Annotated in this window: 10 protein-coding genes; 9 read left to right on the top strand and 1 reads right to left on the bottom strand. The window is 61.6% G+C overall.

Going from position 1 to position 10,515, the window contains the following annotated elements:
• On the bottom strand, positions 1 to 244 hold a 244-nt coding region (locus tag NKJ08_RS36915; protein WP_352786142.1), incomplete at its 3' end, for a hypothetical protein.
• A gap of 133 nt (positions 245 to 377) precedes the next feature.
• Here NKJ08_RS36915 and nifH point away from each other — a divergent pair.
• The 9 genes from nifH (at position 378) to NKJ08_RS36870 (ending at position 10,238) form a co-directional block, all read left to right on the top strand.
• The gene (gene nifH / locus NKJ08_RS36910) at positions 378 to 1,271 is read left to right on the top strand and encodes a nitrogenase iron protein (RefSeq protein ID WP_023801970.1); all 894 of its coding nucleotides are present in this window, start codon (positions 378 to 380) and stop codon (positions 1,269 to 1,271) included.
• Positions 1,272 to 1,369: 98 nt separating this feature from the next.
• Positions 1,370 to 2,872, top strand: coding sequence for a nitrogenase molybdenum-iron protein alpha chain (gene nifD / locus NKJ08_RS36905; protein WP_352786141.1), 1,503 nt, complete (start codon positions 1,370 to 1,372; stop codon positions 2,870 to 2,872).
• 127 nt (positions 2,873 to 2,999) lie between these two features.
• Entirely contained in the window at positions 3,000 to 4,541 is a 1,542-nt protein-coding gene (gene nifK / locus NKJ08_RS36900; protein ID WP_352786139.1) for a nitrogenase molybdenum-iron protein subunit beta, read from the top strand.
• Between the two features lie 57 nt (positions 4,542 to 4,598).
• Positions 4,599 to 6,089, top strand: a complete 1,491-nt coding sequence (gene nifE / locus NKJ08_RS36895) for a nitrogenase iron-molybdenum cofactor biosynthesis protein NifE (protein ID WP_352786137.1) — start codon at positions 4,599 to 4,601, stop codon at positions 6,087 to 6,089.
• A gap of 7 nt (positions 6,090 to 6,096) precedes the next feature.
• The gene (gene nifN / locus NKJ08_RS36890) at positions 6,097 to 7,479 is read left to right on the top strand and encodes a nitrogenase iron-molybdenum cofactor biosynthesis protein NifN (protein ID WP_352786135.1); all 1,383 of its coding nucleotides are present in this window, start codon (positions 6,097 to 6,099) and stop codon (positions 7,477 to 7,479) included.
• On the top strand, positions 7,445 to 7,942 hold the full coding sequence (nifX, locus tag NKJ08_RS36885) for a nitrogen fixation protein NifX (protein WP_352786134.1): 498 nt from the start codon (positions 7,445 to 7,447) through the stop codon (positions 7,940 to 7,942). Before nifN ends, nifX begins: the two co-directional genes overlap by 35 nt.
• Before the next feature lie 17 nt (positions 7,943 to 7,959).
• Positions 7,960 to 8,439 carry a NifX-associated nitrogen fixation protein gene (locus tag NKJ08_RS36880; protein WP_352786132.1) on the top strand — a complete coding sequence of 160 codons (480 nt, stop codon included), beginning with the start codon at positions 7,960 to 7,962 and terminating at the stop codon, positions 8,437 to 8,439.
• Between the two features lie 27 nt (positions 8,440 to 8,466).
• Positions 8,467 to 9,243, top strand: a complete 777-nt coding sequence (locus tag NKJ08_RS36875) for a response regulator transcription factor (RefSeq protein ID WP_352739315.1) — start codon at positions 8,467 to 8,469, stop codon at positions 9,241 to 9,243.
• A 107-nt stretch (positions 9,244 to 9,350) separates the two neighbouring features.
• Entirely contained in the window at positions 9,351 to 10,238 is an 888-nt protein-coding gene (locus NKJ08_RS36870; protein WP_352786130.1) for a universal stress protein, read from the top strand.
• The last annotated feature ends 277 nt before the right edge of the window (positions 10,239 to 10,515 follow it).

Genomic DNA, 10,515 nt, shown 5'->3' with positions numbered 1-10,515 from the left:
CCAAGCGGAAAGCTGTCGCTCGCCTGAAGGAAGGCTTCGGGATGAGCGAACGGCGGGCGTGTAAAGCCATCGGCTGTTGCCGCATGACGGTTCGCCACGAGACCAGCAGGCCGATGCCGCCCGAACGAATGCGGTGACTGAGGATCGCGATCCGACGCTTTGTGTCGCCATTGTCGGGTCCGCTACACGGCTTGTTCCGACACCCTTTCTTTGGCCCCAAGCTAAATCCCTGAAAAGCAACCATGAAATTATTCTTCGGTTCGATCAGCCAAATTGGCACGAGTCTTGAGAACCTTGGGTGCGAGGCGGCGACAGCTGCCCGACCGGCATTCATGTCGCGGCAGCCGCGATGAATGGAACGAAGGAAGGAAAGCTACATGTCAGGTTTGCGTCAGATCGCCTTTTACGGCAAGGGCGGCATCGGCAAGTCCACCACCTCCCAAAATACGCTCGCCGCCCTTGTCGACCTCGGGCAGAGAATCCTCATCGTCGGCTGCGACCCCAAAGCCGACTCCACCCGCCTGATCCTGAACGCGAAGGCGCAGGATACGGTCCTGCACCTCGCGGCAGAGGAAGGTTCGGTGGAAGACCTGGAACTCGCGGACGTGCTCAAGGTCGGCTACAAAGGCATCAAATGCGTGGAGTCGGGCGGCCCTGAGCCGGGTGTCGGCTGCGCCGGCCGCGGCGTGATCACCTCGATCAACTTCCTCGAGGAGAACGGTGCCTACGACGACGTCGACTATGTCTCCTACGACGTGCTCGGGGATGTGGTGTGCGGCGGTTTCGCGATGCCGATCCGCGAGAACAAGGCCCAGGAAATCTATATCGTCATGTCCGGCGAGATGATGGCGCTCTATGCCGCCAACAACATCGCCAAAGGCATCCTGAAATACGCCCACTCGGGCGGCGTGCGGCTCGGCGGCCTGATTTGCAACGAGCGCCAAACCGATCGCGAGCTCGACCTCGCCGAAGCGCTGGCCTCCAGGCTCAATTCCAAGCTTATCCACTTCGTGCCGCGCGACAACATCGTCCAGCACGCCGAGCTCAGGAAGATGTCTGTGATCCAGTATGCGCCGGACTCCAAGCAGGCCGGGGAATACAGGGCGCTGGCCGAGAAGATCCATGCCAATTCGGGCCAGGGCACCATCCCAACCCCGATCACCATGGAGGAGCTCGAGGACATGCTGCTCGACTTCGGCATCATGAAGACTGACGAGCAGATGCTTGCCGAACTTCAGGTCAAGGAAGCGGCCAAGGCGGCCGCACAGTAGCGACCGCTGCCGAACGAGGCGCGGCCTTGACCTGGCGCGCCTTTCAAAGAACGGCGCCTCGTTGGTGAGGCGTCACCCTGAACCTTGAAAGGGGTCCCATGAGCCTGGAATACGAGAATGACGGCGCCCTCCATGCGAAGCTTATCGAGGAGGTGCTGTCGCAATATCCTGACAAGGCGGCGAAGCGCCGCAAAAAGCACCTCAGCGTCGCAAAGAGCGGCGACGAGGCTGGCGAGGAAAGCGAGGTCCTTTCCGAATGCGAGGTCAAATCGAACATCAAGTCCATTCCCGGAGTGATGACGATTCGCGGCTGTGCCTATGCCGGCTCGAAAGGCGTGGTGTGGGGTCCAGTCAAGGATATGGTACATATCTCGCACGGCCCGGTCGGCTGCGGGCAATATTCCTGGTCTCAACGCCGCAACTACTACGTCGGCACGACGGGCATCGACACGTTCGTTACGATGCAGTTCACCTCCGATTTCCAGGAGAAGGACATTGTGTTCGGCGGCGACAAGAAGCTGGAACGGATCATCGACGAGATCGAGGAACTGTTTCCGCTGAACAAGGGCATGAGTGTGCAATCCGAATGCCCGATCGGCCTGATTGGCGACGACACCGAAGCGGTGTCCCGCAACAAGGCCAAGGAGCACGAAAAGACGATTGTGCCGGTACGCTGCGAGGGCTTCCGCGGCGTCTCGCAATCGCTCGGCCACCACATCGCCAACGACGCGATCCGCGACTGGGTGTTCGCGAAAAAGGACGTGGAGTTCGAGGCCGGCCCGTACGATGTCAATGTGATCGGCGACTACAATATCGGCGGCGACGCCTGGGCTTCGCGCATCCTGCTCGAGGAGATGGGCCTGCGCGTGGTCGGCAACTGGTCGGGCGACGCTACGCTGGCCGAAATAGAGCGAGCGCCGAAGGCCAAGCTCAATCTCATCCATTGCTACAGGTCGATGAACTACATCTGCCGGCATATGGAGGAAAAGTATGGCATCGCCTGGATGGAGTACAATTTCTTCGGCCCCTCCCAGACTGAAGCCTCTCTGCGCAAGATAGCCAAGCACTTCGGGCCGGAAATCGAGGCCAAGGCCGAGGCGGTCATCGCCAAATACCGGCCCCTGGTCGATGCGGTCATCGCCAAGTACCGGCCGCGCCTCGAAGGCAGGACGGTGATGCTCTATGTCGGCGGGCTGCGCCCCCGTCACGTCGTCACGGCATATGAGGATCTGGGCATGGTGATCGTCGGCACTGGCTATGAATTTGGCCATAACGACGACTATCAGCGTACCGGCCATTACGTGAAGAAGGGCACGCTGATCTATGACGACGTGACTGGTTACGAGCTGGAGAAGTTCATCGAGGGGATCCGTCCTGATCTCGTTGGCTCCGGCATCAAAGAAAAGTACCCGGTCCAGAAGATGGGCATACCGTTCCGTCAAATGCATTCCTGGGATTATTCCGGCCCGTATCACGGCTACGACGGCTTCGCCATCTTCGCCCGCGACATGGATCTGGCCATCAACAACCCGGTCTGGGGCCTCTACGACGCTCCCTGGAAGAAAAAAGCCGAGCCGTCGGCGGCGATCGCAGCCGAATGAAAACCTGGCCTCCCGGAAGCCGGGAGGCCGTTTAACGCCTGTGGCCCTTTGCCCGCGGGAGACCAGAAACGTTTCGACGTCCCTGTGCCGCCGTATGGCGGGCCAGGTGGAAAAGAGGTAACCACCCATGCCGCAGTCGGCTGAAAAAGTTCTCGACCACGCGCCCCTGTTCCGCGAGCCGGAATACAGGCAGATGCTCGCCGAGAAGAGGCTGAATTTCGAATGTCCGCACCCGGACCAGATCGTTACCGACCAACGCGAATTCACCAAGACGTGGGAATACCGCGAAAAGAACCTCGCTCGCGAAGCGCTTGTCGTGAACCCCGCCAAGGCGTGCCAGCCGCTCGGCGCGGTGTTCGCGGCTGCTGGCTTCGAGCGAACCATGTCCTTCGTTCATGGCAGCCAGGGCTGCGTAGCCTATTACCGATCGCACCTGTCGCGCCATTTCAAGGAGCCTGCTTCGGCAGTTTCCTCCTCGATGACCGAGGACGCGGCAGTGTTCGGCGGCCTGAAGAACATGGTCGACGGGCTCGCCAACACGTACCAACTCTACGACCCGAAGATGATCGCGGTCTCGACCACTTGTATGGCCGAGGTCATTGGCGACGACCTGCACAGCTTCATCGAGAACGCCAAGGACCAAGGCTCGGTCCCGCGCGACTTCGACGTGCCCTTCGCCCACACGCCGGCCTTCGTCGGTAGTCATGTCGACGGCTATGACGTAACGGTCAAGGGCATTTTGGAGCACTTCTGGAAAGGCGAGGAGCGAACGGAAGCCGAGGCAACCATCAACATCATTCCGGGTTTCGACGGCTTTTGCGTTGGCAACAACCGGGAGCTCAAGCGCCTGCTCGATCTGATAGGAGTGTCCTATACCTTCATCCAAGACGCCTCTGACCAGTTCGACACGCCGTCGGACGGCGAATACCGCATGTACGACGGCGGCACGAAGATCGAAGACGTGAGGAAGGCACTCAACGCCGAGGCGACACTTTCGCTACAGCATTACAACACCCGAAAAACACTGGAGTATTGCGAGGGGGTAGGGCAGGCGACTGCCTCGTTCCATTACCCGATCGGAGTCCAAGCGACCGACGACTTCCTGATGGAGGTCTCCGCGATTTCCGGCAAGCAAATCCCCGAGACAATCCGCCTGGAGCGCGGCCGACTTGTTGACGCCATGGCGGACAGCCAATCCTGGCTGCACGGTAAGAAATACGCCATCTACGGTGATCCGGACTTTGTCTACGCCATGGCCCGCTTCATCATGGAGACGGGCGGCGAGCCGACCCATTGCCTCGCCACCAACGGCACCTCGGCCTGGGAAGCGGACTTGAAGGAACTGCTTGCATCCTCGCCCTTCGGCAAGGATGCTCAAGTCTGGGCGGGCAAGGACCTCTGGGCGATGCGATCGCTGCTCTTCACCGAGCCGGTGGACCTGCTGATCGGCAACTCCTATGGCAAGTATCTGGAGCGCGACACGGGCACGCCGCTGATCCGGCTGGCGTTTCCGATCTTCGACCGCCACCATCACCATCGCTTTGCGCTCATGGGCTACCAAGGCGGGTTGCGCGTACTGACGACGATCCTCGACAAGATCTTCGACAAGCTCGATCGCGAGACAAGCGAGACGGGCGTGACCGACTATTCGTATGACCTCACCCGCTAAGAGTGGCGGCCGGCTTTTGGCCGGTCTTCTTCTCGTTGGACTTTGGAGACCGACGCAATGTCCTCGCTCAGTGCCAAAATCCACGATGTCTTCAACGAGCCTGCCTGCGAGAAGAACCGCGGCAAGGATGCCAAGGCGCGCAAGGAGGGCTGTTCCAAGCCGCTGACCCCCGGGGCAGCCGCCGGCGGCTGTGCCTTCGATGGCGCCAAGATCGTGCTGCAGCCGATCACCGACGTCGCGCACCTGATCCATGCGCCGCTCGGCTGCGAGGGCAATTCCTGGGACAACCGCGGTGCGGCTTCGTCCGGGCCAACGCTGTGGCGCACGAGCTTCACGACCGACCTCACCGAACTCGACGTTGTGATGGGGCAGGGCGAGCGGAAGCTTTTCAAAGCGATCCGCGAGATCAAGGAAGCGTATGGGCCGCCGGCGATCTTCGTCTATCCGACCTGTGTTACGGCGCTGATCGGCGACGACATCGAGGCCGTCTGCAAGCACGCGGCGGAAAAGTTCGGCCTACCGGTGGTGCCGGTCAATGCGCCGGGCTTCGTCGGCTCCAAGAATCTCGGCAACAAGCTTGCCGGGGAGGCGTTGCTCGAGCATGTCATCGGCACGGTGGAGCCCGACGATGCCGGCCTTTACGACATCAATATCCTTGGCGAATTCAACCTCTCGGGCGAATTCTGGCTGGTGAAGCCGCTGCTGGATCGGCTCGGCATCCGGGTGCGCGCCTGCATTCCGGGCGACGCGCGTTACTTCGACATTGCCTGCGCGCACCGCGCCCGGGCGGCTATGATGGTGTGCTCGACCGCGCTCATCAATCTCGCCCGCAAGATGGAGCAGCGCTGGGACATCCCGTTTTTCGAGGGCTCCTTCTACGGCATCACCGACACCTCGGAAGCGCTCCGACAGATTTCTCAGCTGCTCGTGAAGAAGGGTGCCGATCCGGAGATCCTCGGCCGAACCGAGGCATTGATTGCAGAGGAGGAGGCGATCGTTTGGAAGAAGCTCGCGGCCTACCGGCCGAAGCTCGAAGGCAAGCGCGTGCTGCTCAACACCGGCGGTGTGAAGTCCTGGTCGGTCGTCCATGCGCTGATGGAGATCGGCATCGAGATCGTCGGCACCTCGGTCAAGAAATCCACAGTCGAAGACAAGGAGCGCATCAAGCAGATCCTCAAGGACGACAACCACATATTCGAGCAGATGGCAGCGCGCGAGCTTTACGCCATGCTCTCAGAACACAAGGCCGACATCCTGCTGTCGGGCGGGCGCACGCAATTCATCGCGCTGAAGGCCAAGACACCCTGGCTCGATATCAACCAGGAGCGCCAACACCCTTACGCCGGCTATGACGGCATGGTGGAACTCGTACGCCAGATCGACCTCGCTATTCATAACCCGATCTGGTGCCAGGTGCGGGAGCCGGCACCATGGGATTGCCAGCCTGCGGTGAGGGAGGAACTGCCGCGCACGAAAAGCGCGACCGCGACCTTGCATGTTGTCCAGGAATTCGCCGGCACGACAGCCGACGATTTCGGCGAGTGTTGAGGAAGCGATGGTCCGCATCCTTCCCCAGACCAAAGCGGCGGTGGTCAATCCGCTGAAGTCGTCGCAGCCGCTCGGCGCCGCCTTCGCTTTCCTTGGGGTCGACGGCGCGATGCCGTTGTTCCACGGCAGCCAGGGCTGCACCAGCTTCGCCCTCGTGCTCTTCGTGCGGCATTTCAAGGAAGCCATTCCCTTGCAGACAACGGCGATGGACGAGGTGGCGACGATCCTCGGCGGGGCAGACCATCTGGAAGAGGCGATCCTCAACCTCAAGGCCCGCACAAAGCCAACGCTGATCGGGGTCTGCACGACGGCGCTGGTGGAAACCCGGGGCGAAGACTGTGCAGGAGATATCGCCAATATCAGGCTGAAGCGCACGGAAGAACTCGCGGGTACGGAGGTGGTGCTAGCCAACACACCGGATTTCGACGGCGCGATCGAAGAGGGCTGGGCCAAGGCTGTCACCGCGATGATCGAAAGGATTACGCGGCCCGGCGAGCAGGCGCGGCAATCGAAGAAGATCGTGATCCTGCCTGGCTGGAACCTCACTGTGGCTGATATCGAGCATTTGCGTGAGATGATTGAAAGCTTTGGACTTAAGCCGGTGATTCTGCCGGACGTCTCCGGCTCGCTCGACGGTACGGTGCCCGACCGCTGGATCACGACCACCTACGGCGGCACCAGCGTCGAGGATATCCGCGAGCTTGGCACGGCCGAGCAATGCGTCGTCATCGGTGAGCATATGCGCCGCCCGGCCGAGCTGCTTCAGAGGTTGACCGGCGTGCCTTACGTGCTGTTCCGGTCGCTGACTGGATTGAAGGACGCCGACGGGTTCGTCTCGCTGCTGTCCGCGGTTTCGGGCGCGGCGGCGCCGGCTGGGGTGCGCCGTCGCCGGGCGCAGTTGCAGGACGCGTTGCTCGACGGACATTTCCACTTTGGAGGCAAGAAAATTGCGATCGCTGCTGAACCAGACCAACTCTACCAGCTCGCGAGCTTCTTCATCGGAATGGGCTCCGAAATCGCGGCGGCGGTCACCACGACCGATATGTCGAAAATTTTGGAAGAAGTACCGGCGCAGTCGGTTCAAATCGGCGATCTCGGCGATTTGGAAGCTCTTGGCGCCGGCGCTGATCTTCTCGTCACCCATTCCCACGGCCGCCAGGCGGCGCAGCGTCTCGGCATTCCGCTCATGCGGGTCGGCTTCCCGATCTTCGACCGGCTCGGCAACCAGCACAAGCTCACAATCCTCTATCAGGGGACCCGCGACCTGATCTTCGAGGTCGCCAACATTTTTGAAGCCAACCGGCATGCGCCGACGCCCGAGGCCCTTGATCCACTCCGTAAGCGAGAAATCCCAGATGAGCTCCGTTCGTCGCCTCTCGCTCGTCACTGACGAGGTTCACGCACCGACGCCGGAACGCCAAGCCGGCGCATTGCGCGTGGCGATCGCCACGCAGGATATGAAGAACCTCAACGCCCATTTCGGGTCGGCCAGGCGCTTTGCTGTCTACGACGTGATGCGCGAGGAGTGGAATCTCGTGGAAGCCGTGGCCTTCGATGACGTTTCCGACGAGAGCGGGAAGCATCGGACTGAGGGCGACGACCGCATCACCCCGAAGGTGGAGGCGCTGAAGGGCTGTCATCTCCTGTTTTGTCTGGCTATCGGGGGGCCTTCGGCAGCCAAAGTTGTATCGGCAAAAATTCATCCGATCAAAGTGCCGCACCCCCAAACCATCCAAGAGGTGCTTTTGCGCACGCAGATGATGCTCAGGACGTGTCCTCCCCCTTGGTTGCGCAAGGTGCTGGCGCAGGCAGGTGTCGCCGAACAGAAACCGTCCTTCGAGGACGAGGACTGAAATGAGGAGTGGGCGAAATGTCTGACGCCGTGGTTACCCCTGCTGTCGCCGAAGACGAGGCGGCCCTTGCCACTCCGTTCGTCAAATGTCTCGTGCGGCTGGTCCGGGCTCATGATTCCCACGGGTCTTGGGAAGGCAAATCGGACGCCGAGCTGCTGGGCGACTTCATCATCACCAGGGAACAGCGCCGTGCGATCCCGATCATCGGGGATCCCGATCCGGACGTACTGTGGAGGCTCGAGATCTTTTACACCGCCGTCGGGCTTGCGATCGAGGAGCGCTCCGGCCTGATGGCATCGCCGATGATGGAGATGAGCCATGAGGGCTTCGGGCGCGTGCTTTTCACGGCCGGGCGGTTGGTCGTTCTGTCGAAGACCCTGCGCGACGTCCACCGGTTCGGCTTCGAGACGTTCCGGAAACTCGCCGCGGCCGGTACCAAACTGGCCGGCGATGCGACCGCAGCCATTGAGGCTCATCCCGAGGTGGCGCGGGCGTGATGGAACCGATTTTCGATCAACGGGATCGTGTCAGGCCTTGAGGACATGCGATGGCCAGCCCTCTCAATCGAGGCCGATGTGGTTCTTGGGGCAGCGCTGATGAAGCCACTGGTCCTGATCTGTTCGCAGGATCCGGAGTTCTATCTGGTCCACAGCCACATTCTGGAGGTGGATGGCTTCACGATTCAACTGGCCGGCGGCGTGGAGGAGGCGCTTGCATTGGCCAGTGAACGGGCGCCGAAGGCCGTGGTGCTGGACTGCCAGCCAACAAGCGCGACAGGCTCCACAATCTGCGCCCGGCTCAAGGGGGAGCCCCGGACCGGCGGCCTGCCCGTTATTGCCCTGATCGCGCCCGGCGCCGAGAACCAGCACCTCGATCTCTGGAAGGCAGGCATTGACGAGAGCTTTGTGCGGCCCTTCGCGCCGGCCAAGCTGCTTGACTGTCTACGGATGAAGCTGGCGCTGCCAAAGCCGGGTTCGAACGGGATCGAAAACGGCGGCTGGATCTCCTGTGGCGACCTTGAGATAAGGCTCGATGCCCACCGGGTTCGGGGTAATGGCCACGAAGTCCACCTTGGGCCGATCGAGTTCAACCTGCTGCGGCTTTTGCTTGAGACTCCCGGCAAGGTCTTCACCAGAGACGAGCTGATCAGCGCGGCCTGGCCGCCCAATATCCATGTCGGTGTACGCACCGTGGATGTCCATATCAGCCGGCTCAGAAAGGCGCTGAAGGCGGCCTCCCCCTCCAGCGTCATTCGTACCGTCAGGTCGGCCGGCTACTCGCTCGAGTGGCCGGACGGCTGAATAGATAACCGATGTGGTGCCACTCCGCATTTCCGCGGTGCTGAGGGCAAGTCTTGCGGCTTCGAAACGCGCCGGCAGGTACGACATATTCAGAAAGAAGCAGTCAAATGGCTTTCAGAAGCGTACTCATTGTGACGGGAGCTGACCACTCCGATCAGGATGTCAGAACAGCTGCCAGCTTGTGTGCCGAAGTCGGCGCGTATCTTTCCGTACTGGTGATGTCGCCTCCGCCGCTCATTATGCCGTCTCCGCTGCTCGGCGATGGCATCCCCGAGTGGCCTGGACAACGCGCACAGGCCATCGCCAGACTGGACAAACGGTTTAGGCAGATCGAGAGATTTTCACAGGACGTAGCCAAGCTGGAAAAGATATCCAGGGAAATTCACAAACTGCTGAGAGCCACGTGGCGGTGCTATGATGTCGATATTGCCAACTGCGATCAGGCCAGCGTCGGTGACGCGGTCCGACAGCGGGCGCTCTGCAACGACCTGACAATCGTCGGACCCGCACTTCTCAACGATATTAACCTCGGACCCCTTGTTGTCAACGGCAGCCTGTTCGATACCGGAAAGCCGGTGCTTGTCGTGCCGGAGGGCGCTGAGGCGACTCTGTCGCCACGGCGCGTGCTGGTCGGCTGGGATTCGCGAGTCGAGGCGTCTCGTTCGGTTCGGGAAGCGCTGGATCTGCTAGCCGGTGCTGAGGAAGTTCGTGTCGCACTAGTCGATCCGGAGGCGACCTGCACCGGAAACGGCGCCGAGCCGGGCGCCGACATCGCTGCCTATCTCACTCGGCACGGTGCTCGGGTGTCGGTTGACCGGCTGGCGAGCGCCGGCAAACCGGTGGCTATGGTGCTCGCGCAGCACGCAATCGACACGTCTGCCGACATGATAGTCATGGGCGCTTACGGCAGCCGCCGGCTGCGCGAGCGGCTCTTCGGCGGCGTGACGAGATGGATAGTTAGGAAGCCGTTACTGCCGTTGTTTTTGGCTCGCTGACGGGTTCCGTAGCAGCACCGACGCTGTCCGAAGCTCTACTCTCCTGGGTCACCTATCCCGATGCCAAGTTAGAGAAAGGTCGCGGCAAACGCGCCCAGTTTCGCGCGCCTCCTCGAGCCAATCTGCAGTTCTGTGCGTCAAGTTCTGCAAAATGGCGTGGCATTGCGGTGACGTCGGCGTGGGCGCCCCCCCCCCCCCCGGGTTTTGGGCGGGGGGGGCCCCAGCACGTGGGAGGGCGGGCCCGCGCCCCCCGCGGGACCAGTGATGGCGTTATTAA

It is taken from the genome of Mesorhizobium sp. M0244 (assembly GCF_040321795.1).
In the GTDB taxonomy this organism is placed as follows: Bacteria; Pseudomonadota; Alphaproteobacteria; order Rhizobiales; family Rhizobiaceae; genus Mesorhizobium.
This window is presented reverse-complemented; position numbering and strand designations above follow the sequence as displayed.